This is a genomic window from Rhizobium acaciae, assembly GCF_025941625.1.
Taxonomy (GTDB): domain Bacteria; phylum Pseudomonadota; class Alphaproteobacteria; order Rhizobiales; family Rhizobiaceae; genus Rhizobium; species Rhizobium acaciae.
This window is the reverse complement of the sequence record NZ_JAPCZO010000003.1, coordinates 216,124-237,625: the sequence shown is the minus strand read 5'-3', so window position 1 is coordinate 237,625 and position 21,502 is coordinate 216,124. Positions and strand designations below refer to the sequence as shown.

The window sequence follows — 21,502 nt, the reverse complement described above, 5'->3', positions numbered from 1 at the left end:
TGCCTAAATCGATTCAGATTTAAGGGATTATGCAATAGCCCGTCCGCCTCGTCGGCCGGGTCGACAAACGGCGGCTATCGCCGCCGAAACTTGTTGGCGGCGTCGATCGCCGCCTTCTGCTGGGTGTCCTCGATGCCGAGGTAGAAATCCTCGAGCGCCGGATCGGCGAGCCCGGCCCGGCGCGACAGCACGTACCACTTCGCCGCCTCGATCGGATTGGGCGCCGTGCCGATCGCATTGATATAGAGATGGGCGAGCTTGTTCTGCGCGGCGACGTTGCCGCCGTTAGCGGCAAGTTTCAGCCATTCGAAGCCCTTGACGTAATCCTTCGGCCCGCCGACGCCGTTGACGAGCCAGATGCCGAGATCGAGCTGAGCCGTGTCGAAGCCGGCGCGCGCCGCGCGCACCATCCATTCGCGGGCGAGCTTCTTCTTTTCTTCCGGCAGGTCCTTCAGCGTCGCATAGATCTGCGCCACGGCATATTGCGAATCGGCAATGCCCTGCTCTGCCGATTTCTCGTAGAATGGCAGCGCCAGCCTCAGTCCCTTCTCGCCGGGATTGTCGGCGATGAGAAGCTGTGCCCAGTTGAATTCCGCCGAAGGATTGCCCGCCTCGGCCGCCTTGTGCATGTAGTCGTCGGCCTTGGCCTTGTCACGCGGCACGCCCTCGCCTTCCATCAGGATCAGCGCATATTTGAACATCGCCGCCGAATCGCCGCCTTCGGCCGCCTTGCCGTACCAGAAAGCGGCGTTCTTCACGTCCTTCTTGACGCCGAGGCCCTGCGAGAGGATCTCGCCGATCAGCGTCTGCGCCGCCGGATCGCCGAGCTGGGCGCGCGGCAGCGCCTTGTCCATTGCCGTCAGGTAATAACCGCGCTGGAAGGCGCCGTAGGCCTCGTCGATCGGCCCTTTGTAATCCTTCTCCGGCGGCAGGTCCGGCAGCTTCGCGCCCATGCGGTCGAATACGCCGACGCCATCGGAGGGTTGCACGCCCGGGCTGGAAGGCCGGTCGGTGCGGAAGGTCGAAGCCGGGCCCGTGCCCGGCTGGCTGATGACGCTGTCCGGCGCCTGCGCCAAGGCGATATTCGGCCCGGCCGCAAGGAAGGCGGCCATACCGGCGAGGAAATATTTCAAAAGACGGGCGGGCGGGATCGGCATGAGCGCGATTTCAATCCTCAAACCGTGGCGCTTTTTCGTCAAGCAATGCATTGATCTCGGCAACGATAGCCGGCGCCCGGGCGGGCTCGGCGAAAACCGCCAGCCGCATCGCCACGAACTCCGCTCCGGTCTCGGCGACGGCGAGCGCCGAGGCTGGATCGGTGCCGCCCATGACGATGCAGGGAATCTCGATCATCGAGGCCCACCATTCGCCGAGCGCCAGGTTCTTCGGATGCGCCTCCGGCTTGATGTCGCCATCGAGCTTGCCGAAGAAGATATAGTCCGGCCTGACTTCGCCGATCTCCAGCGCATGGTGCCGGTCGGCCGCGTTGCCGCCGCCGACGATCAGCTTCGGCGCATGTTTGTCGATCGCCTCCGAAAGGGCCTCCGCATTGCCGGAAAGGTGCAGGCCGTCGGCCTTCGCCCGGCCTGCGACACGGCTGTCGCCTGCAATCAGCGCGGCGGCGCCAGCGTCCTGGATCAACGGCACGAGCTTTTCGGCATGTTTCTGGAAGGTGCCGTCGTCGAGCCCGTATTGCGGCACGATCACCGAGGCGACATCGCCGCCCTTCAGCGCATCGGCGACGATCTTTGCCTGTTCATCGGCATCGGCGATATCGGCTACGATGAGCACAAGGCGGCAGCGGTTTTCCGGTTCGGTCATGGGGTCTTTCCGTTTCCTGCGAATTCCCCTTCGAAATGAGGGATCCGCACTCGTTTTGTGTGAGTAGTTCCGTTAGACGAGGCTGGCAAGAGGAGGACGTCGAAAGCATGCCGCAGGATTTGTCATTCTACTACGCCGCCGTGCCCGCCGTTCTGCTGGTGGGCCTCGCAAAGGGCGGCATGGGCGACGCTTTGTCGCTGATCGGCTTGCCCTTCCTCGCCCTCGTCGTCTCGCCGGTCGAGGCGGCGGCCATCCTGCTGCCGATCCTGGTTTTCATGGACATGATCTCGCTCGTCATCTGGCGCAAGCATGGCGACTGGGCGACGCTGAAGATCATGCTGCCCGGCGCCTTCATCGGCATTGCGCTGGGCTGGGCGACCTCGGCTCTGGTTCCGGGCAACTTGCTGCGCATCGTCATCGGCGCGGTGACCATCCTCTTCTGCCTGCGCTATTTCTGGAGCAATTTCGGCCCGGGCGCTGGCAAGGTGATCCCGCCGCGCGGCCAGCGGCCGGTAGCCGCCAGCCTCTGGGGAACATTTTCCGGTTACGGCAGCTTCGTCGCCCATGCCGGCGGTGCGCCCTTCCAGATCTATGCCCTGCCGCTCAAATTGCAGCCACGCGAATATACCGGCACCAGCGTGCGCTTCTTCGCGATCCTCAACGCTGTCAAGCTGATCCCCTATTTCGCGCTCGGCCAGCTCGGCACCCAGAACCTTGCGACCTCCGCAACGCTTCTGCCCTTTGCTCCGCTCGCCACCATTGCCGGCGCCTGGTGCGTGCGCCGCATGAGGCCACAGATCTTCTATCCCTTCATGTATACAATGGCGCTGATCGCCGCCTTCCTGATCGTGCGCGAGGGCCTTGGCTGGTAAGAGGCCCTACCGCGCCGCTGCACTTCGCATTGCTGCAATTCGCTGCAATGCACAATTTCCTTGCTGGCGCGGCCGGATTGACGTAGCGTTGCCGCCATGTCGAACACCGACCCTTTCTCTGCGATTGCCGATCCGAACCGGCGGTTTCTGCTGGAGGAATTGCGTCGCGCGCCACGGACGGTCAATGAGCTCGCCGAAGGCCTGCCGATCAGCCGTCCAGCTGTTTCACAGCACCTGAAGGCGCTTCTCGACAGCAATCTCGTTTCCGTGACCTCGGAAGGCACCAAACGCATCTACACGGTCAATAACCGCGGCTTCGACAAGCTCAATTTGTGGCTGGATCAGTTCTGGGCCTGATGCATGTTCCCATAAGATCTGGGGATACGATGCGAATCATAAGAATGCGATGTGAGATGTGGCGACCCAAAAGCGCCAGCCACGATGCCGGATGCATCGGACTGGCGCAAATATGGTGTCAAATCACCGGTTCTTGCAAATTTTTGGCGGAATGGATGGATTTACCTTGTTGCGCAAGATGATCGCCCGGCGACCCTTGGGAAGATTAGTGGACGGATGACTTAAGACGCTGAATCTCGTCCTTGATGCGCAGCTTGCGGCGCTTGCATTCGGCAAGCTCCGTATCCGAAATAGAGGGAGATGTTCTGAGCGCGTGCAACTCCTCCTCGAGAGCGACATGCTTTTTCTGGAGTGACTCAAGATGAGCTTGAACAGTCATATGACCCTTCCTTCCTCTTACCCTCCCCGGCCAACATCGTCGGGGATCAAGGTGTCAACGGGCGGGACTGTGACATATTTTTGAAGGCTTGTCGAAGGCCAAAAGATGAAGACTGGATGGCAATTTCATGATCAAGACTAACTAGCCGTTACCTGTATTTGGTGATAGGAGCTTGCGGAAATCATCGCCAGATCGGACAAGGTCCAAGGACGATAACGGGGAATGCATATGGCCGATCAGGAACAGGCGGAAATCAGGCTCATAGTGGCGCGCCTGCGCCAGGAGCACGAGGATTTCGACGCCGCGATCAACGCCATGATCCAGACCGGATGCGATGCTCTGCGGATCCAGCGCATGAAAAAGAAAAAGCTCGTTATCAAGGACAGGCTCTCCAAGCTGGAAGATCAGATCATCCCTGACATCATCGCCTGAGAGGGAATAGCAGCAACGATGACAGACAGACCACCCGTCGCCATCATCATGGGCAGCCAGTCCGACTGGGAGACCATGAAAAACGCCGCCGACACGCTGGAGGCGCTGGAAATTCCCTATGACGCGCGCATCATTTCGGCGCACCGCACAGTCGACCGGCTGGTCAATTTCGCCAAGGGCGCACGCGCGGAGGGCTTCAAGGTCATCATCGCCGGCGCCGGCGGCGCCGCCCATCTGCCGGGTATGACCGCCGCGATGACGCCGCTGCCGGTCTTCGGCGTGCCGGTCCAGTCGAAAGCCCTGTCCGGCCAGGACAGCCTCCTTTCCATCGTGCAGATGCCGGCCGGCATTCCTGTCGGTACGCTCGCCATCGGCAAGGCCGGCGCAGTCAACGCCGCCCTTCTCGCCGCCGCCGTGCTTGCCCTTTCCGACGAAGAAATCGCCGACCGGCTCGACGAATGGCGCGAGCGCCAGAGTGCTGCCGTCGCCGAATACCCGATGGACGATCTATGACGGCAAGAACGATCGGCATTATCGGCGGCGGCCAGCTCGGCCGCATGCTGGCCATTGCCGCCGCCAGGTTGAATTTTCGCACGGTCATCCTCGAGCCGCAGGCAGACTGCCCGGCCGCCCAGCTCGCCAACCGGCAGATTACCGCCGCCTATGACGATCCGGCGGCACTGGCCGAACTCGCCGATATCTGCGACGTCGTCACCTACGAATTCGAGAACGTGCCCGTCGTAGCCGCCGAAACGCTCTCGGCGAGTGTGTCCGTCTATCCGCCGCCGAAGGCGCTGGAAGCAGCCCAGGACCGCCTTGTCGAAAAGCGCTTTCTCAATGGCTGCGGCATAACCACTGCCCGTTTCCACACGATCGACAGCCAGTCCGACCTCGATACGGCACTGAAGGATTTCGGCGGCCAGGGCGTGCTGAAGACCCGCCGTCTTGGTTATGACGGCAAGGGCCAGAAAGTTTTCCGCTCGGCCGCAGACAGTCCGGATGGCGCCTATGCAGCACTTGGCGGCGTGCCGCTCATCCTCGAAAGCTTCGTCGCCTTCGAGCGTGAGGTCTCGATCATTGCCGCCCGCGCCATCGACGGTACGGTCGCCTGCTTCGATCCCGCTGAGAATGTCCACCGAAATGGCATACTCCACACCTCGACGGTTCCCGCTGCGATCTCTGCAGCGACGGCGGACGCCGCGCGGCAATCGGCGGAGAAAATCCTTGCTGCATTGAACTATGTCGGCGTCATCGGCATCGAATTCTTCGTGCTTGCCGATGGCGGTCTGATTGCCAACGAGATGGCACCGCGTGTCCACAACTCCGGTCACTGGACGGAAGCCGCCTGCGTCGTCAGCCAGTTCGAGCAGCATATCCGCGCCGTCGCCGGCCTGCCGCTCGGCAATGCCGAGCGCCATTCCGACTGCGTCATGCAGAACCTGATCGGCGACGATATCCTTGCCGTTCCCGACTGGCTGCGGCACCCCGATACGCTGGTTCATCTCTATGGCAAGACCGAGTGGCGCCCCGGCCGCAAGATGGGCCATGTCACCACCTTGATGCCGAAATCGCCGGTTTTGGCCTGAGAAAACACCCCTGCGCCTTAGGAAAAACACCTTCCTGTGGTTGACACGGAAAAGGTGACGGGGTATCTGCTCCCCACCTAAACAGCGCGCCCGATGGCGCGCTTTTGATTGTTAAAGATACGGGCGAATGTGAATTCCCCCATAGAGATCGCGGATCAGAAAAATGAAGATCAAGAATTCGCTCAAGTCGCTCAAGGCTCGTCACCGTGACAACCGTCTGGTTCGCCGCAAGGGCCGCATCTACATCATCAACAAGCTGAACCCGCGCTTCAAGGCTCGTCAGGGCTGATTTCGCGCGTCCGGATCGCCCTGCCGCGTGAGCTTGCGCCGGCAGATATATCCGGTGGGTCGCTGCGGTGATCACGTCAAATTTGTTTGATCTTCGGCGCTGGCGGGCTAATATGTCCGCCATGCGCTTTTTTGCTTTGACATCAGCGGCGCTGCCGCTCGCCCTCATGCTGCTCACCTCCTCCTTTCCGGCCGCCGCCGCGGAAAAGTCGGCCGCCGCCACGAAAAAGGACGTCATCGTCGAGCAGGCGGATGCCAACAATTCGCCGAAGCAGCACCTCGACCAGCTCTTCAGCCAGCTGAAGCGTGAACGCGATCCCGAAAAGGCCAGCGGCATCGCCAATGAAATCCGCATGGAATGGAACGATTCCGGTAGCGCCACCGTCAATCTGCTGATGCAGTGGGCCGACAAGGCGATCGAGGAAAAGCGCAATCCCGCCGCCCTCGATTTCCTCGACGAGGCGATCGCGCTGAAGCCCGATTATGCCGAAAGCTGGAACCGCCGCGCCACGCTGAATTTCGTCATGGGCAATTATCGCAAGTCGATGTCCGATATCGAGCGTGTGCTCGATCTCGAGCCGCGCCATTTCGGCGCGCTCTCCGGCATGGCGGCGATCCTCAGCAATTCCGGCAACGACCAGCTGACCTTGAAGGCGTGGGAGCGTTTTCTCGATATCTATCCCGCCGAACGCACCGCGCAGGAACAGGCCAACACGCTTGCGGAAAAACTCGCCGGCAACCGCACCTGATTCCCGGGCGGCGACCTTGACGTCGGATCTTGGCGCACAATTTTAGAATAGAGAGGGAACGATGTGGCGGTTGTCCGCCGCAGGACGTCCCGCAATTATCGCTCGTTGAGATCATGCTTGCAGAAGTTTCCGCTCTTCTCGCCCCGCTCGCCGCCGCCATCGGTTACTCCACTTATAAGGCGCGGCAATTCGAACACGCCTATCCGAATATCGGCGAACTGACGGATGTCGGCGGATACCGCATGAATGCCGTCCACGTCGAGCGTCCCGAAAATGCGGATCTGCCGGCGCTGGTCTTCATTCACGGCGCCAGCGGCAATCTGCTCGACCAAGTCGTTGCCTTCCGCGCCGCACTCGAAGGCCGGGCGGAAATGCTCTTCGTCGATCGTCCCGGTCATGGCTATTCCGAGCGCGGCGGCCCTGAGAACGCCGTCCCCTCCGGCCAGGCAGATGCAATCGCCAGGCTGATGGAGAAGCGCGGCATCGGGAAGGCGATCATCGTCGGCCATTCCTTCGGCGGCGCGATCACCGCTGCCTTCGGCCTGCGCCATCCTGACAAGACCGCCGGCCTGCTCTTCCTCGCGCCCGCCACCCACCCATGGCCGGGCGGCATCGACTGGTACTATCATGTGGCGACCGTGCCGATCGTCGGCTGGCTCTTCAACCACGCGATCGTCGTGCCGCTCGGGCTGAGCCGGCTGGAGCGCGGCACACTGAATGTCTTCCGTCCCAATCCTCGCCCGGCCGACTACATCGAAAAAACCGGTCCGTCGCTGGTGCTGCGCCCCAGCGCCTTCCACAACAATGCTGCCGATTTCAAAAGACTGCTCGCCTATGTGAAGGAGCAGTCGCTGCTCTACTCGCAGATCACCGCGCCGACCGTCATTATAACGGGCGACCGTGACGAGATCGTCTGGGAACACCTGCATTCACGCGGCCTTGCCCGCGATATATCAGGCTCCGAGCTCGTCACCGTCAGCGGCGTCGGCCACAAGCCGGACTATCTCGCGACCGATGTCGCCATCGCCGCCATAGAGAAGCTCGCCGGCAAGCCGCGCGACCTGCAGGCAATTGCCCGCAGAGCCGAGGAGAGGCTTGCCGCCGCCTCTCGCGATCAGAGGGCCGCAGCCGCACCGTCGTTAGAGCCTGCAGCACCGCACGTCTTTTCCGCCGCACAAAACACGCTGTAGCACTTTGAACTGCTGCATAATTTTGTCCTCAGCATCGCCGGAAATCCGCCTCAGGCGCCGAGACGTATGCCGCCGTCGCAGGTGACGACATGGCCGCTCATGAAGCCGTTTCGGATCAGGAAGGCAATCACCTCCGCGATATCCTCCGGCCTGCCGACTCGGCCGACCGGCGTACGGCCGGCGAAATCCGCAAAGACGCTGTCGCGCTGCTCGGGCGGCACGAAACTCCACCACGGCGTATCGACGACCCCAGGCGAAACGCCGTTGACGCGCAGCGGCTTCAGCTCGGCGGCAAGCACCGGCACCATCGCCTCGATCCCGGCATTGACGGCGGCAAGCCCAGCCGTGCCGGGCATCGCAGCCTGCGCGCTGACCGCCGAAACAAAGGTGATGCTGCCGCCCGGCTGCAGCAACGGCAGTGCCGCCTGCGCTGCCGCGGCATGCGGAATGAGCTTGGTCTGAAACCCGGCAAGCAGATCCGCCATGTCAAGCGTCGCAAAAGGTCCGGCGCCGTGACCGCTGCCCATCGCCAGCACGAGATGACCGAATGCGCCGACCCCGGCAAAAGCCTCCCCGAGCCCGGAAAGCTCCGCCGCATCGAGCACGACACTGCGCAGATCGCCGTCGAGCGATGCCTTCGCCGCTGCAAGCTTTTCGCCGTCGCGGCCTGCAATGGTGACCGTATATCCCTGTTTCAAAAGTAATTTCGCCGTGGCAAGGCCGATGCCGGAAGAACCACCGATGACGACCACATGCTGCAAAGACATGATGCTGCTCCTTGAATTGACCGAGCCGCAGACGCTTTAACCACCTGCGACACCGGCATCATGCGCGGCCCGGAAACGGCAAACAGTTCCAGTTTTATCCTGGTATCGATACTGATATGATTGCCGCCATGGACCAGAGATCCGACACATTCGAAGCCCGCCGCCGTGAATTCGCAGCCTTTCTGCGCTCCCGTCGCGAGCGGCTGACGCCCTCCGAGGTTGGCCTGCCGGAGGGGTTTCGCCGGCGCACGCCGGGTCTCCGCCGCGAGGAGCTCGCCATGCTCGCCGGCGTCGGCACCACCTGGTACACCTGGCTGGAACAGGGCCGCGACATCCGGCCCTCCATGCAGGTGCTCAACGCCCTTGCCGATGCGCTGCGCCTCGACGAGGCGGAGCGCCGGCATCTCTTCACCCTCAACAATCGGCAAGTGCCTCAGGCAGTGTCGTCCGCACCTGAATGTGTCGACGAGCCGCTGCAGCGCATGCTCGCCAACCTGACTCACCAACCGGCCTATGTACTCGGCCGCCGGTGGGACGTGCTCGCCTGGAACCGCGCCGCCGACGTGCTGTTCGGCGGCTACGGCACGCTCGACCGCGACGAGCGCAATACCATGCATCGCCTCTTTGCCGACCCGGCGCATCGCAAGCTCCTCATCGACTGGGAGGCAGTTGCCCGTGTCTCGCTGGCGATGTTTCGCGCCGACAGCGCGCGTTATGCCGGCGATCCGGATTTCGAACGGTTGATCGCGCTGCTGAAACAGGCAAGCCCTGAATTTCGTGACTGGTGGCAGCGCCACGAGGTCGTCAGTCCGCTGTCTGGCATCAAGCGCATCAACCACCCCGTCAAGGGCCGCATGTCCTTCGAACATACCGGCCTGACACTGACCAGCCGGCCGGAGATGAAGCTCATCGTCTACACGCCGCTCGATGACGACGAAACCACCCGGAAACTCACCGAACTCCTCACGCTTTAGGTTTTGTTTTTACCTATGTCGTCGTCGCAAACCCGCGGCACAGTTTTGCGCGACATGATTTAAAGCCAACCCCTTGCATTGCCTCGGGCCCAGGCAGTCCCATATGTTTTTCCATCATTGTCCATAGGAGGGGAAATCATGGGCCGCCTGCATATCGGGACGATCTCCGTCATATCAGCATTGTCGCTGAGCCTGACCTCGGCTTTTGCCGCCTCGCCTGCGCCGGTCGAAGCCGAGCACGGCATGGTCGTCACAGCCCAGCATCTGGCGACCGATGTCGGCGTCGAGGTGCTGAAAGGCGGCGGCAACGCCGTCGATGCGGCGGTTGCCGTCGGTTATGCCTTAGCGGTCGTCTATCCCTCGGCCGGCAACCTCGGCGGTGGCGGCTTCATGACCATCCGCCTGAAGGATGGCACCAAGACCTTCCTCGATTTCCGCGAACGCGCGCCGCTTGCCGCAACGAAGACCATGTATCTCGACGCCAAGGGCGATATCGTGCCGCGTGCCAGCCTCGACGGGTATCTTGCCGTCGGCGTGCCGGGCTCCGTCATGGGCTTCGAGACCGCGCGCGAGAAATACGGCACCAAGTCGCGCGAAGAACTGATCGCGCCGGCGCTCCGCTTCGCCAAGGAAGGTTTCACGCTGGAACAGGGCGACGCCGCAAGTTTCGCCGGCAACGCCAAACGCCTCGCCAAAGATGAGACGGCGGCAAAGATCTTCCTGAAACCGGATGGCAAACCCTATGCATCCGGCGAAAAACTCCAGCAACCGGACCTTGCCGCCGTCCTGGAAGGCATCTCGGAAAAAGGCCCCGACGCCTTCTACAAGGCCGCGCCCGCCGAGGCGATCGTCAAGGCGAGCCAGGCCAAGGGCGGCATCCTTGCCAAGGAGGACTTCGAGCAATATGCCGTGCGCGAGTTGAAGCCGATCGAGTGCAATTACCGCGGCTACGACATCATCTCCTCGCCGCCGCCGTCTTCCGGCGGCGTCATCATTTGCGAGATCCTCAACGTTCTGGAAGGATACCCGCTTTCCTATCTCGGCTATAACTCGGCCGAAACCGTGCACATCATGGTCGAGGCGATGCGCTATGCCTATGTCGACCGCAATGCTGCACTCGGCGATCCCGATTTCGTCGAGAACCCGGTCACAAAGCTGCTCGACAAGAAGTATGCTTTGGAGATCGCCGCCAAGATCGACCCTTACAAGGCCGGCACCTCGGCGAACCTGAAGCCGCTCGGCGGCAAGGAAAGCACCGAGACCACGCATTATTCGATCATCGACGACGAGGGCAATGCGGTCGCCGTCACCTATACGCTGAATGGCTCCTTCGGTGCCGCGGTCGTAGCGCCCGGCACCGGTGTTCTGTTGAACAACGAGATGGACGACTTCACCTCCAAGCCCGGCGTGCCGAACCTCTACGGACTGGTGCAGGGCGAGGCCAATGCCATCGCCCCGAAGAAGACGCCGCTCTCCTCGATGAGCCCGACGATCGTCACCCGAGACGGCAAGCCCTTCATGGTCATCGGCAGCCCCGGCGGCTCGCGCATCATCACCATCACGCTGGAAGCGATCCTCAATGTCGTCGATTTCGGCATGGATATCAGTCAGGCGGTCAACGCCCCGCGTCTCCACCACCAATGGCAGCCCGACAAGGTCTTTCTCGAACCCTATGCACTTTCGCCGGATACGGAAAAGACGCTCGCAGCCATGGGCTACAGCTTCGACGGCGGCAACGACACGCCGCAATGGGGCCAGGCCGCCGGCATCCTCGTCGGCGGCAAAAGCCTTGCGGCCATCGCAAAAGGCGGCGGCGCCCGGTATAACGGCGCCATGGATAGCCGCGCGGCAGAAGGGTCTGCAAGCGGCTACTGACGCTTCGGGGATCGCCTGATCAAACCGTCGGCGGAAGTGCAACGCGGCTCGAGAAGCAGCGGTGGCACCATTCATGTCACCGTGACAAAGTCGCCGTTCACAATTGGCTTGCCGCGCCCTATGCATGGGCGAACCCGCAAGCAGAAAGATTCCCGAATGGCCAGCATTGAAATGATTGTCGCAGCCCGCGCCCGTCTGCGCGGTCATGCAAGGCGCACGCCGCTACTCTCCTCCCCTTTCCTCGATGAGATCGCCGGCCGGCGCCTGTTCGTGAAAGCGGAATGTCTGCAGCATTCCGGCTCGTTCAAGTTTCGCGGCGGCTGGTCGGCCGTCTCAGGCCTCGATGCTGCGGTACGCTCGAAGGGCGTCATCGCCTTCTCCTCCGGCAACCACGCCCAGGGCGTTGCGCTTGCGGCCAAGCTGCACAATATCCCCTCCGTCATCATCATGCCGAGCGATGCACCGAAGCTGAAGATCGCCAACACCCGCGCCTTCGGCGCCGAAGTGGTGCTCTACGATCGCGTCAACGAGGACCGCGACGAGATCGGCGCGAGACTTTCGGCCGAGCGCGGCCTGACGCTGATCAAGCCCTTCGACGAACCGCTGGTCATCGCCGGTCAGGGCACGACCGGTCTCGAAATCTCCGAACAGGCGGAAGAGGAAGGCGTGACGTCAGCCGAAGTCCTCGTGCCCTGCGGCGGCGGTGGATTGACCTCAGGCATTGCGCTCGCCCTCGAAGCCAGCGCCCCCGGCTTTCGCGTCCGCCCCTGCGAGCCAAAGGATTTCGACGACACCACCCGCTCGCTCGCCTCCGGCAAGATCGAACGCAACGCGGCGGTGTCAGGCTCGATCTGCGATGCAATCGTCACGCCGCAGCCGGGCAATATCACTTTCCCGATCCTCAAGCGCCTCGCCGGCGCCGGCATCGTCGTCACCGACGACGAGGCGCTGCGCGCCATGGCGCTCGCCTTCACACGGCTGAAGATCGTCGTCGAGCCCGGCGGCGCCGTGGCGCTTGCCGCCGCCCTCTTCCATGGCGATGCCCTGGAAAGCGACACGGTCATCGTGGTCACCTCCGGCGGCAATGTCGATGCCGATATCTTCGCCATGGCTCTGGAACGTTTCGGCTGAACATCGTCCAAGTGAACGCCGTCGACCATCCGCAGCAGCAGCCGCGGATGGTTTCTATCTTTTATAGTTACGCGACCTTGTAGCGTTTCGCCGGCGCGGTGCGTGAGAGGTTCGGCATCAATGCCTGACGCGCCCGCTCGTAGGCGGCAAGCAGGCCTGCATCCTCAAGCGAAGGGATCGTTGCAAATTCGCCCTGCTCAAAACCTGCGAGCGACGCATCGACCATATTTTCTGCCGACATCACGATCTCATTCGGCAAATGTTCGACCGGCGTGCCGGCGATGTCCCAGAATTCCGTGGCGGTAGCGCCGGGCAGCACGGCCTGCACGCGAATGTTCTTCTCCGCCAGTTCGTGCTTCAGCGACTGGCTGAAGGCGAGTACGAAGGCTTTCGTACCGCCGTAAACGCCGTTCAGCAGCTCCGGCGCGATCGCTACGATGGACGCAATATTGATGATCGTGCCGCCGCCGCGTGTAGCGAAACCCGGCACGGCGGCATAGGTCAGCCGCGTCAGCGCCGTGACGTTGAGCTCGATCATCTCCTGCATCTTTTCGACATCGGCGGAAAGCAGCGGCGCCGTTCCACCGACACCGGCATTGTTGACCAGAAGCGTGATGCTCCGGTCATCCTTCAACACCCCTTCGATGCGGGCAAGATCGGCCCGGTAGCCGAGATCGGCAACGACAGTCTCGACCGTCCGGCCGGTTTCATCGGTCAGCCGGCTTGCCAGCGCCTTCAGCCGCTCGCCGTTGCGGGCAACGAGGATGAGATTGTAACCCTGCTTTGCCAGCCTGTGGGCATAGATTGCGCCGATGCCCGAGGATGCGCCGGTCACCAGCGCCGTACCCTTATGGTCCTGTGTCATGATCCGTCTCCTTGAATACGCCGGCACGATGCCTTGCGCTTGGGGAGAGTCTTACGCCTGATTGTAAATGTCCTGAATGTCATTTATACCACCTTTCAGGACATACTTTTCTCAGGACGCGATGATCATGCAGCAAATCGGCTTTCTGCTTTATCCCGGCTTTCAGATCATGAGCCTGGCGGCCGTCTCCGCCTTCGAGTTCGCCAATCTCGAACTCGAGGAAAAGGCTTACGAGATCCGCTACCTCTCAGAAAATGGTGGGTCGGTTGCCAACTCGCTTGGCATGATGATGGAGACGGAGGCCTTCGGCGCCCCGGCCCTCGACACCCTGATCGTGGCGGGCGCGCCCGATATCAGGCTGCCGAATGCCGCAGAAGCCGACTTCATTCGCGCCGCCCTGCCCGCCACACGTCGCCTGGCGTCGATCTGTACCGGCGCCTTCTTTCTTGCCGAAGCCGGCATCCTCGACGGCCGCCGCGCGACGACGCACTGGTATGTCTCGCGCGAACTGCAAAGCCGCTATCCCAAGATAAAGATGGAAGAGGATCGGATCTTCATCATCGACGGTTCCATCTGGACCTCGGCAGGCATGACGGCCGGTCTCGACCTGGCTTTGGCGATGGTCGAGAAGGATCACGGTTTCGAGGTGGCGCGCGCGGTTTCCCGCAAGCTCGTCGTCTATCACAGGCGTGCCGGCGGCCAATCGCAGTTTTCCGCCCTTCTGGAACTGGAGCCCAAATCGGACCGCATCCAGAAGGCGCTCGCCCACGCCCGCAGCAATCTGAAATCGGCGCTCTCAGTCGAGGAGTTGGCGGAAGCCGCCCATCTCAGCCCCCGACAGTTCAGCCGCGCCTTCCGCGCCGAAACCGGACAATCGCCGGCGAAGGCCGTCGAGAACCTGAGGCTGGAAGCGGCCCGGCTGATGATGGAGCAGGGCCGCCACCCGATCGATGTTGTTGCCCGCGAAACCGGCTTTGCCGATCGCGAGCGCATGCGCCGCGCCTTCCTTCGCGCTTTCGGTCAGCCGCCGCAGGCAATTCGGCGCGCCGCCCTGCAGGAACTGCAGATGTGATGCACCCGGCCTTTTGAACCGGATGTATTCTATCCTCGTTACCGCTCTTGAAGCGCCCGGCGGATTGCGATTTCGACCGGCGAATAGGCGCCGTCATCTCGTTCGAGCCGAAGCGGTTCGGAAGGCGCAAGGCCGGGCTGCGCCATGAAACGCGGCTCCTTGCCGCGATGCATCTGCGCTGCATGGATGAGGAACGGATGGCACAGATAGACCGTGCCCGCCCGTCCCGTCGCCAACGCCAGCGGCCGCTCCTCCCCGACACGCTCCAGCCAGAGGTGGGCCATCCCTCCCTCGCCGGCCGGCTCAAGAAGGCGGGCGATATCCTTGTGCGAACCGACGCGGATACGGGTCGGCGCATCCTCCTCCCCGACATCCGAGAACAGGAAGAGCATCAGCAGCGCCCGCCCGCGCGAGGTGACGTTCACCCGCCAGGCGGAAAAGTCCCGTTGCTCATCCGGATTGGAATCCTCGCCGGGAAAGCTCAGGTCGACATGCCAACCGGCATCGCCGGGATCATCGGGATGGGGAAAACGGACCGGGAAACTGCCAAGCCCACTGCGTGGCTCCCAGCGACCCTTGCCGACGAGCTGGTCGAAGGCCGAATGCAACACCGGCGTATTGACGGCTTTCTCAATCGGCCCGCCGCCATAGCCGGCAAGTCGCACGACTGGCTGCGTCCACGTGCTTGGATCATCCGCATCGAAGGGAATGTCGCGCCACATGATGGCGCGAGCTTCCTTGGCCAATGCGCGGGGAAAAGCGTCGTCGATCCTGACGAAACCGTCCTCGATGAATTGCTCGATCTGCGCAGCACTCAGTGCCGCCGGATAAACATTTGATGTCATGACATATCTCTCTATCGCCAATCCTGCCGGCTCTTTCCTTGGCCAGACACAGGGTGGTTACAGTCCACGGCGACGCGCCAGCCGCAAAGGCTGGTCAGCGGCCCGCATCTTCTGATGCCCGAAGGCAGAGCCTTAGAGGCTCAAGAAGAAGACCGAAGCGATATTGAGGGTGAACGTCTTCATAGCGGTTCGAGGCTATAGGCTTGCGCCCGAGGGGTCAATGCGGAGATGTCAAGCCAACACCTCGCGCAGCGCGCCCTGCACGGACTGAAGCACCAGCTCGGCAAGCCGGACCGCAGCCGGCTGCGGTTCGGCTTCCGCCCGATGCAGGACCAGACCGAGCTTCGGCAAATCCGGCAAGCCGATGGTCTTCGGCGCCAGCGGCCAGACCTTCGCCGGCAGGCCGATCGGCGTGCGGATGGTGAGACCGAGGCCTGCCGCCGTCGCGGCCCAGAGACCGCCGAGACTGGGACTGACGAAGGCGAGCCGCCAGGAGATGCCCGCCTCATCCAGCGCCTTGGTCGCGGCGCTGCGCAGCAGGCACGGCGCTTCCAGCGAGGCGAGCGGCATCGGCTCACCGCTTGCGGCGTGCCAAGCCGGCTGCCCCTCGGAAGGTCCGATCCAGCGCATCGGCACTTCGCCGATCCGCTCGCAATGCGCCGTCAGCGTACCGTCACTCCAGGCAAGCGCGAGATCGAGCTTGCCCGATGTGACGCGCTCGAGCAGTTCGGCATTGCGCACCACCCGCGCTTCGATGCGGACCTTCGGATGAGCACGCGCGAAGCGGCCGAGCACATCAGGCAGCAGTGTCTCGCCGAAATCCTCCTGCAGGCCGAGCCGCACCCAGCCTTCCAGCTCGACGCTGTTGACGGCCGCAGCCGCCTCGTCGTTGAGCTCCAGCAGCCGCCTGGCATAACCGAGCATCGTCTCGCCGGCATCGGTCAGCGCCAGTCCGCGCCCCGCCTTGCGGAAGATCGGCGTGCCCGCCTGCTCCTCCAGCTTCTTCAGCTGCGCACTCACTGCCGAGGTCGAACGCCCGAGCCGCTCGGCCGCCTTGGCGAAATTGCCGAGCTCCATGCCGGTCGAAAAGGTTCGAAGCACGTCGAGATCGAAGATCGTCCGTCGCATTACATAATCCTATTTTTCAGGATCATTCATCCATTAAATTCTGATTTTCAGCATCATCGTGCCGTGCGATGGTTCTGCTGTCAAGGCCGACCGACGGCCTGAACCATGGAGATCCCGATGCCCTTCGTTCGCATTTCCCTTCGCAAAGGCAAGTCGCCGAACTACCTCATGGCACTGGCCGACAACATCCAGCGCGCCCTGGTCGAGACCTTCGACGTGCCCGAAAACGACCGCTTCCTGGCCATCCACCAGCATGACGAGCGCGAGCTGATCTTCGATCGCAGCTATCTCGGCGGCCCGCGCTCGGACAACTTCGTCTACATCTCGATCACGATCGGCAGGCCTCGCACCGGCGAGATGAAGGCAGCGCTCTATCGGCGCCTCGCCGATCTCCTGGCGCAATCGCCGGGCCTCCGGCCGGAGGACGTAATGATCGTCATCAGCACCAGCACACCAGAAGACTGGTCCTTCGGTAATGGCATTGCCCAGATGACCGACCCAGACTGGCGGCTCCGTGTGGCTGGAGCCCGGCAATGAGCGCTTCGAACCCGAAGACCATGACTGTTAGACGCCCTGGCAAGGCGATCCGCTCGCCGGAGGGCGTCGCAACGTCGCCTTTCTGGGTCGAGATGCTGCTCGAAGGCAGCGCCGACGGCGAAAACACCGCAATGCGCGCCACGCTCGATCCCGGAACGATCACCCGCTGGCACACACATCCCAGGGGCCAACTGCTCTATGTGCTTTCGGGCCATGGGTTGGCGCAGAGCGAGGGCGGCCCGATCGAAACATTGCGTGCCGGCGATGCCGTCTGGTTTGCACCCGGCGAGCGCCACTGGCATGGCGCGGCCGATGACAGCCCCTTCAGTTATATCAGCCTCCAGCCGGCGGAAAACGGCAGCGTCGTCGAATGGCTGCGACCGGTGGAGGCACAATCATGATCGCCATGCAGTACAGCTTCACCCTGCCCGCCGATTACGACATGTCGATCATCGACCGCCGCATCCGCGACAAGGGACCGCTGCTCGACGGCTTTCCCAATCTCGGCTTCAAAGCCTATCTCAGCGCCCGCAAGGGGGAGTTCCGCAGCCGCGACAATCTCTATGCGCCCTTCTATCTCTGGCAGAAGCCGGAAGGGGCAAGCGACTTCCTCTGCGGTCCGGGCTTCGAGACGCTGACCGGTGCCTTCGGCTGGCCGCGGGTGAGGACTTGGATCGTCTGGCGGTCGGAAGTCTCATCCGACATCGCCGCGGCAAGGTTCGCAACACGCGATATCCAGCAGACGCAGCCCTACGCGCCGCTCGCCGATATTCACCGCGCCGAAAGCGCGGCGGCCGAAGCAGACCTGGCGACAGGCGGCGCACTCGCCTCCGTCTCCGGTTTCGAACCGACGACATGGACGCGGGTGCGCTTCAGGCTTTGGCGGGAGCTTCCCGAGATCGGCGAGCACGCGCAAGCCTATCGCGTCGGTCATCTATCCCTGGCTCGACCCTGAACTCAGACGGTTGCCCGGCGATAGAAGGCCAGCGAGCCGGCGAGCGCCAGCAGCGCGCCACCGCAGGCCCGCTCCAGCCACATGGCGCCCGAGGTTTTCAGGAAACGCACCGCCTGCGAGCCGAAGAAGGCGTAGCCGAACATGATGAGGAAATCGAGCGCGGCAAAGACAAGGGCGAGCAGCATATATTGCGTCGCCTGCGGCATGGTCGGATCGATGAATTGGGGCAGGAAGGCCGAGAAGAACAGGTAGCCCTTCGGATTGGTCGCCGCGACCATAAAACTCTTCAGTCCGATCGAGAAGGGCGATGTCGCGCCCGCAGGCGCTCCGGACTTCAACGCCGCATCGATCGTGCCCTTCGAACGCAGCAGCATGATACCGAGAAAAGCGAGATAGGCGGCACCCGCCCATTTCAGCATCGAAAACCAGAATTCCGATGCAGCGAGCAGTGCACCGAGCCCGATCGCGACGGCGCCGATCAGCACGAAATCGGACAGCACCGCGCCGATCATGCCGGCAACTGCCCGGCGCAGGCCATGCCGAGAGCCGTTGGTCAGCGCAAGCAGCACGGTCGGTCCGGGTGTCACGATGCCAACGAAGGAAACAGCTGCAAAAGCCAGAAGCGTGACGATATCCATAGTGCTCCTCCGAACCCAGAATATCGAAACTTGCATGCGCCGCCGCCTTTGGCAATGCCGGCCCATGAACGAAAAAGCCCGCCGCCGTTTCAGGCAGCGGGCTCTAGAAACCATGCAATTGGATCAGACGCCGCTCTGGCCGTCGGAGCCGATATAGGCGATGCGGATCATGTTGGTGGCGCCGGGCGTGCCGAGCGGCACACCGGCCGAGATGATGATGCGATCGCCCGGCTTGCCGAAGCCTTCGTCCGCGACAATGCGGCAGGCGCGGTTGACCATGTCGTCGAGATCGGTCGCGTCATGGGTGACGACGCAATGCAGGCCCCAGACGACGGCAAGACGGCGCGCCGTCTTGATGATCGGCGACAGCGCCAGGATCGGCACCTGCGGACGCTCGCGCGAAGCGCGAAGGCCTGTCGTGCCCGACGAGGTATAACAGACGATCGCCGACAGCTTCAGCGTTTCGGCGATCTGACGGGCGGCCAGCGAAATCGCATCGGCGCCGGTCGCTTCCGGCTGGGCACGCTGGGCATAGATGATGCCAGGATAATGCGGCTCGCGCTCGATGGCGGTGGCAATCGACGCCATCGTCGTCACAGCTTCGACGGGATAGTCGCCCGAGGCCGATTCGGCCGAGAGCATGACGGCATCAGCACCTTCGAAAACGGCGGTCGCGACGTCGGAAACTTCGGCGCGTGTCGGCACCGGCGCGGAGATCATCGATTCCAGCATCTGCGTGGCAACGACCACCGGCTTGCCCGAACGGCGGCAGGCACGGATCAGCTGCTTCTGGATGCCGGGAACCGATTCGAGCGGCATTTCGACGCCGAGATCGCCGCGGGCGACCATCAATGCGTCTGACAGTTCGATGATTTCCTCGATGCGCTCAAGAGCCTGCGGCTTTTCGATCTTCGACATCAGGCCGACGCGGCCGCGGGCGATCTTGCGCACTTCGGCAAGGTCGTCGGGACGCTGGACGAAGGAAAGCGCCACCCAGTCGACATCGTCGGTGGCAAGCACTGCGTCGAGATCGGCGCGGTCCTTGTCCGTCAGCGCGCCGACGCCGAGCAGCGTGTCGGGAAGGCTGACGCCCTTGCGGTCGGAGATGCGCGTGCCCGAAATAACAGTCGTGACGATGCTCTTGCCGTCGCATTTTTCTGCGCGCAGGGCGAGCTTGCCGTCGTCGATCAGCAGACGGTGGCCGGGCTGCACCGACTCCAGGATCTCGGGGTGCGGCAGATAGACGCGGCTCTGATCGCCGAGCGCTTCGTTGTTGTCGAGCGTGAAGGTCTGGCCGGGCCTCAGATCCACCTTGCCGTCGACGAACTTGCCGACACGCAGTTTCGGTCCCTGCAGGTCGGCGAGAATGCCGATCGGCCGGCCGGAGCGCGCCTCGACCGAGCGGATGCGCTGGATGAGCATACGCATCATGTCGTGGCTCGCATGGCTCATATTGATGCGGAAGACATCGGCACCGGCCTGGTGCAGCTTCTCGATCATCGATTCCTCGGAGGAGGCTGGCCCGAGGGTGGCGAGGATTTTAACTTTGCGATTACGCTTCATCAATTCTGGCTTTCTTGCGTCCCTGGGGTGTCGGAGAGTTGAACCATCCAGCTACCCTGGCGGCCCGTATCATATTCCTTGAATCCCATCTTCTGGTAACCGCGGGCATAACAATCCTGCACACCCGAGATCTTGAATTCATTTTCCGCCACGCACATCTGCACGTCACCCGTCCATCGTCCTCCCCGGGCGGCGTCCTCTGCGTAGAGGTAATAATAACGCGACTGCAATTCTCCCTCGATCAGCGTGGCGCAGGTCGTTGCCGGCACCTGCCACCAGCCCTCCGTCACCCAGCCATCCTTGGCCCGGTATCCGATCGCAACGCCGACGAGATTCTGTGTTCCGTTGCAGACGCGAAAATCGGCGCGTGCGGCATCTGCGATGAAAAACGGCATGGCGGCTGCAAGAGCGAACAGAGCGAGACGGACCAGCGGTCCGGACCGCGTGAGGAAACTTGGCGCGGCTTGGATCAACACGGCTCCCAAATAGCTCCACGGTTATTCGTATCCGTGTCTTCTTGCGCCGCCGTCAAGCGAAAGTCAACGCAATGCTAATCGATTATATTTCCTTTCATAACCACCGTCGAGGGTCCGACTCAACCTCTCCCCACCCTGCCGCGCTTGAACCTGCCGCAGGTGCATGCGATCACTGCGCCCGACGGCGCAATGACGAACGGCAATTCCCTGATGGACGACTTCCAATCCTTCGAAATCCTATCCGGCAAACATGACAAAGGCATGGTGATCCTCGCAGATCACGCGATGAACCGCCTTCCCGCGCGATATGGCCGGCTCGGACTGCCCGACGCGGCCTTCGCCCGCCACATCGCCTATGACATCGGCATCGAGGGCCTGACGCGGCAGCTTTCGGCGAAGCTCGGCGTTCCTGCCGTGCTCGGCGGCTTTTCGCGTCTGCTGATCGATCCGAATCGCGGCGAAGACGATCCGACGCTGATCATGAAGATCTCCGACGGCGCCGTCATATCAGGCAATCATCCGATCACGCCGCAGGAATGGGACTACCGCATCGAAACCTTCCATCGCCCGTATCACGACGCTGTCGCCGCAACGATCGACAGCGTGGCGAATGCCACCGGCAGGGCACCGCTGGTGCTGTCGCTGCACTCCTTCACGCCGGCCTGGAAAGGCATTCCCCGTCCCTGGCACGCTGCCGTGCTCTGGGATAGCGACCATCGTGCCGTCGGCCCGTTGCTTGACATGCTGCGTGCCGATCCCGATCTCGCCGTTGGCGACAACGAACCCTATGACGGCGCACTGAAGGGCGATACCATGTACCGCCATTGCATGATCACAGGCATTCCGCATGCGCTGCTCGAGGTGCGCCAAGACCTGATCGGAGACGAGACCGGCATATCAGCATGGGCCGAACGCCTGGCGCCGATCTTTGCGGCGATGAATGCCGATCCCGCCTTGCACGGATACGACGTTCATCTTTCACGCACCGGCCCCTATTGAAAG

General features: G+C 62.6%; 26 protein-coding genes. 16 read left to right on the top strand and 10 right to left on the bottom strand.

The features are described from left to right. Window positions 1-74 precede the first annotated feature (74 nt). Together OLZ32_RS06910 and OLZ32_RS06905 are read right to left on the bottom strand one after the other, a co-directional pair. Window positions 75-1,157, bottom strand: a complete 1,083-nt coding sequence (locus OLZ32_RS06910; RefSeq protein ID WP_264420317.1) for a tetratricopeptide repeat protein — start codon at window positions 1,155-1,157, stop codon at window positions 75-77. Window positions 1,158-1,167: 10 nt separating this feature from the next. Then, the gene (locus OLZ32_RS06905) at window positions 1,168-1,821 is read right to left on the bottom strand and encodes a thiamine phosphate synthase (RefSeq protein ID WP_003542828.1); all 654 of its coding nucleotides are present in this window, start codon (window positions 1,819-1,821) and stop codon (window positions 1,168-1,170) included. A 107-nt stretch (window positions 1,822-1,928) separates the two neighbouring features. Here OLZ32_RS06905 and OLZ32_RS06900 point away from each other — a divergent pair, with 107 nt between their 5' ends. Together OLZ32_RS06900 and OLZ32_RS06895 are read left to right on the top strand one after the other, a co-directional pair. Further along, window positions 1,929-2,693: a sulfite exporter TauE/SafE family protein gene (locus OLZ32_RS06900; RefSeq protein ID WP_028742224.1), complete on the top strand. Its 765-nt coding sequence runs from the start codon at window positions 1,929-1,931 to the stop codon at window positions 2,691-2,693. A 96-nt stretch (window positions 2,694-2,789) separates the two neighbouring features. Beyond that, window positions 2,790-3,050, top strand: coding sequence for an ArsR/SmtB family transcription factor (locus OLZ32_RS06895; protein ID WP_003542830.1), 261 nt, complete (start codon window positions 2,790-2,792; stop codon window positions 3,048-3,050). Between the two features lie 205 nt (window positions 3,051-3,255). On the opposite strand, the gene OLZ32_RS06890 is transcribed toward OLZ32_RS06895, so the two are convergent. Next, on the bottom strand, window positions 3,256-3,429 hold the full coding sequence (locus OLZ32_RS06890) for a YdcH family protein (protein ID WP_003542831.1): 174 nt from the start codon (window positions 3,427-3,429) through the stop codon (window positions 3,256-3,258). 228 nt (window positions 3,430-3,657) lie between these two features. Here OLZ32_RS06890 and OLZ32_RS06885 point away from each other — a divergent pair, with 228 nt between their 5' ends. The 6 genes from OLZ32_RS06885 to OLZ32_RS06860 all read left to right on the top strand — a co-directional run bounded on the left by OLZ32_RS06885 (window position 3,658) and on the right by OLZ32_RS06860 (window position 7,674). After that, window positions 3,658-3,861, top strand: coding sequence for a YdcH family protein (locus tag OLZ32_RS06885; protein WP_003542832.1), 204 nt, complete (start codon window positions 3,658-3,660; stop codon window positions 3,859-3,861). 18 nt (window positions 3,862-3,879) lie between these two features. Beyond that, window positions 3,880-4,374, top strand: a complete 495-nt coding sequence (gene purE / locus OLZ32_RS06880) for a 5-(carboxyamino)imidazole ribonucleotide mutase (RefSeq protein ID WP_011653459.1) — start codon at window positions 3,880-3,882, stop codon at window positions 4,372-4,374. Continuing rightward, window positions 4,371-5,447: a 5-(carboxyamino)imidazole ribonucleotide synthase gene (locus OLZ32_RS06875; protein ID WP_011653460.1), complete on the top strand. Its 1,077-nt coding sequence runs from the start codon at window positions 4,371-4,373 to the stop codon at window positions 5,445-5,447. The genes purE and OLZ32_RS06875 overlap by 4 nt, the downstream gene beginning before the upstream one ends. Window positions 5,448-5,610: 163 nt before the next feature. After that, the gene (gene ykgO / locus OLZ32_RS06870) at window positions 5,611-5,736 is read left to right on the top strand and encodes a type B 50S ribosomal protein L36 (protein ID WP_003566454.1); all 126 of its coding nucleotides are present in this window, start codon (window positions 5,611-5,613) and stop codon (window positions 5,734-5,736) included. Between the two features lie 112 nt (window positions 5,737-5,848). Then, window positions 5,849-6,484, top strand: coding sequence for a tetratricopeptide repeat protein (locus OLZ32_RS06865; protein ID WP_028742225.1), 636 nt, complete (start codon window positions 5,849-5,851; stop codon window positions 6,482-6,484). A 113-nt stretch (window positions 6,485-6,597) separates the two neighbouring features. Then, on the top strand, window positions 6,598-7,674 hold the full coding sequence (locus OLZ32_RS06860; protein ID WP_264420305.1) for an alpha/beta fold hydrolase: 1,077 nt from the start codon (window positions 6,598-6,600) through the stop codon (window positions 7,672-7,674). Between the two features lie 50 nt (window positions 7,675-7,724). Here OLZ32_RS06860 and OLZ32_RS06855 read toward each other — a convergent pair whose 3' ends face one another. Next, entirely contained in the window at window positions 7,725-8,441 is a 717-nt protein-coding gene (locus OLZ32_RS06855) for an SDR family oxidoreductase (RefSeq protein WP_011653463.1), read from the bottom strand. A gap of 116 nt (window positions 8,442-8,557) precedes the next feature. On the opposite strand from OLZ32_RS06855, the gene OLZ32_RS06850 reads away from it, so the two are divergent. From OLZ32_RS06850 to OLZ32_RS06840, 3 genes are all read left to right on the top strand, one after another. Beyond that, entirely contained in the window at window positions 8,558-9,415 is an 858-nt protein-coding gene (locus OLZ32_RS06850; protein WP_028742227.1) for a helix-turn-helix transcriptional regulator, read from the top strand. Window positions 9,416-9,553: 138 nt separating this feature from the next. Continuing rightward, on the top strand, window positions 9,554-11,290 hold the full coding sequence (ggt, locus tag OLZ32_RS06845) for a gamma-glutamyltransferase (protein WP_028742228.1): 1,737 nt from the start codon (window positions 9,554-9,556) through the stop codon (window positions 11,288-11,290). A gap of 156 nt (window positions 11,291-11,446) precedes the next feature. Beyond that, the gene (locus OLZ32_RS06840) at window positions 11,447-12,421 is read left to right on the top strand and encodes a threonine ammonia-lyase (RefSeq protein ID WP_011653466.1); all 975 of its coding nucleotides are present in this window, start codon (window positions 11,447-11,449) and stop codon (window positions 12,419-12,421) included. 67 nt (window positions 12,422-12,488) lie between these two features. Here the strand turns inward: OLZ32_RS06840 and OLZ32_RS06835 are convergent, their stop codons facing one another. Beyond that, entirely contained in the window at window positions 12,489-13,286 is a 798-nt protein-coding gene (locus OLZ32_RS06835; protein ID WP_011653467.1) for an SDR family NAD(P)-dependent oxidoreductase, read from the bottom strand. Window positions 13,287-13,413: 127 nt separating this feature from the next. Here OLZ32_RS06835 and OLZ32_RS06830 point away from each other — a divergent pair, with 127 nt between their 5' ends. After that, on the top strand, window positions 13,414-14,358 hold the full coding sequence (locus OLZ32_RS06830; RefSeq protein ID WP_041936610.1) for a GlxA family transcriptional regulator: 945 nt from the start codon (window positions 13,414-13,416) through the stop codon (window positions 14,356-14,358). 38 nt (window positions 14,359-14,396) lie between these two features. Here OLZ32_RS06830 and OLZ32_RS06825 read toward each other — a convergent pair whose 3' ends face one another. Both OLZ32_RS06825 and OLZ32_RS06820 read right to left on the bottom strand, forming a co-directional pair. Beyond that, on the bottom strand, window positions 14,397-15,203 hold the full coding sequence (locus tag OLZ32_RS06825; protein WP_264420298.1) for a phytanoyl-CoA dioxygenase family protein: 807 nt from the start codon (window positions 15,201-15,203) through the stop codon (window positions 14,397-14,399). A gap of 231 nt (window positions 15,204-15,434) precedes the next feature. Beyond that, complete coding sequence (locus OLZ32_RS06820; RefSeq protein ID WP_264420295.1) at window positions 15,435-16,331, bottom strand: LysR substrate-binding domain-containing protein; 897 nt, start codon at window positions 16,329-16,331, stop codon at window positions 15,435-15,437. 117 nt (window positions 16,332-16,448) lie between these two features. On the opposite strand from OLZ32_RS06820, the gene OLZ32_RS06815 reads away from it, so the two are divergent. The 3 genes from OLZ32_RS06815 to OLZ32_RS06805 are packed head-to-tail and all read left to right on the top strand — an operon-like array spanning window position 16,449 to window position 17,823. Beyond that, the gene (locus OLZ32_RS06815) at window positions 16,449-16,868 is read left to right on the top strand and encodes a tautomerase family protein (protein WP_130787613.1); all 420 of its coding nucleotides are present in this window, start codon (window positions 16,449-16,451) and stop codon (window positions 16,866-16,868) included. Continuing rightward, the gene (locus OLZ32_RS06810; RefSeq protein ID WP_011653472.1) at window positions 16,865-17,269 is read left to right on the top strand and encodes a cupin domain-containing protein; all 405 of its coding nucleotides are present in this window, start codon (window positions 16,865-16,867) and stop codon (window positions 17,267-17,269) included. The genes OLZ32_RS06815 and OLZ32_RS06810 overlap by 4 nt, the downstream gene beginning before the upstream one ends. Further along, a complete protein-coding gene (locus OLZ32_RS06805) occupies window positions 17,266-17,823 on the top strand; it encodes a DUF4865 family protein (protein WP_264420291.1) in 558 nt (185 codons plus the stop codon). The genes OLZ32_RS06810 and OLZ32_RS06805 overlap by 4 nt, the downstream gene beginning before the upstream one ends. 2 nt (window positions 17,824-17,825) lie before the next feature. Here OLZ32_RS06805 and OLZ32_RS06800 read toward each other — a convergent pair whose 3' ends face one another. The 3 genes from OLZ32_RS06800 to OLZ32_RS06790 all read right to left on the bottom strand — a co-directional run bounded on the left by OLZ32_RS06800 (window position 17,826) and on the right by OLZ32_RS06790 (window position 20,509). Beyond that, window positions 17,826-18,461, bottom strand: a complete 636-nt coding sequence (locus OLZ32_RS06800; RefSeq protein WP_028742236.1) for a LysE family translocator — start codon at window positions 18,459-18,461, stop codon at window positions 17,826-17,828. 123 nt (window positions 18,462-18,584) lie between these two features. Then, entirely contained in the window at window positions 18,585-20,024 is a 1,440-nt protein-coding gene (pyk, locus tag OLZ32_RS06795) for a pyruvate kinase (RefSeq protein ID WP_011653475.1), read from the bottom strand. After that, window positions 20,024-20,509 carry a DUF1036 domain-containing protein gene (locus tag OLZ32_RS06790; RefSeq protein WP_011653476.1) on the bottom strand — a complete coding sequence of 162 codons (486 nt, stop codon included), beginning with the start codon at window positions 20,507-20,509 and terminating at the stop codon, window positions 20,024-20,026. Before OLZ32_RS06790 ends, pyk begins: the two co-directional genes overlap by 1 nt. Before the next feature lie 201 nt (window positions 20,510-20,710). Between OLZ32_RS06790 and OLZ32_RS06785 the strand changes: the two genes are divergently transcribed. Further along, a complete protein-coding gene (locus OLZ32_RS06785) occupies window positions 20,711-21,499 on the top strand; it encodes an N-formylglutamate amidohydrolase (protein ID WP_003552686.1) in 789 nt (262 codons plus the stop codon). Window positions 21,500-21,502: the final 3 nt, after the last annotated feature.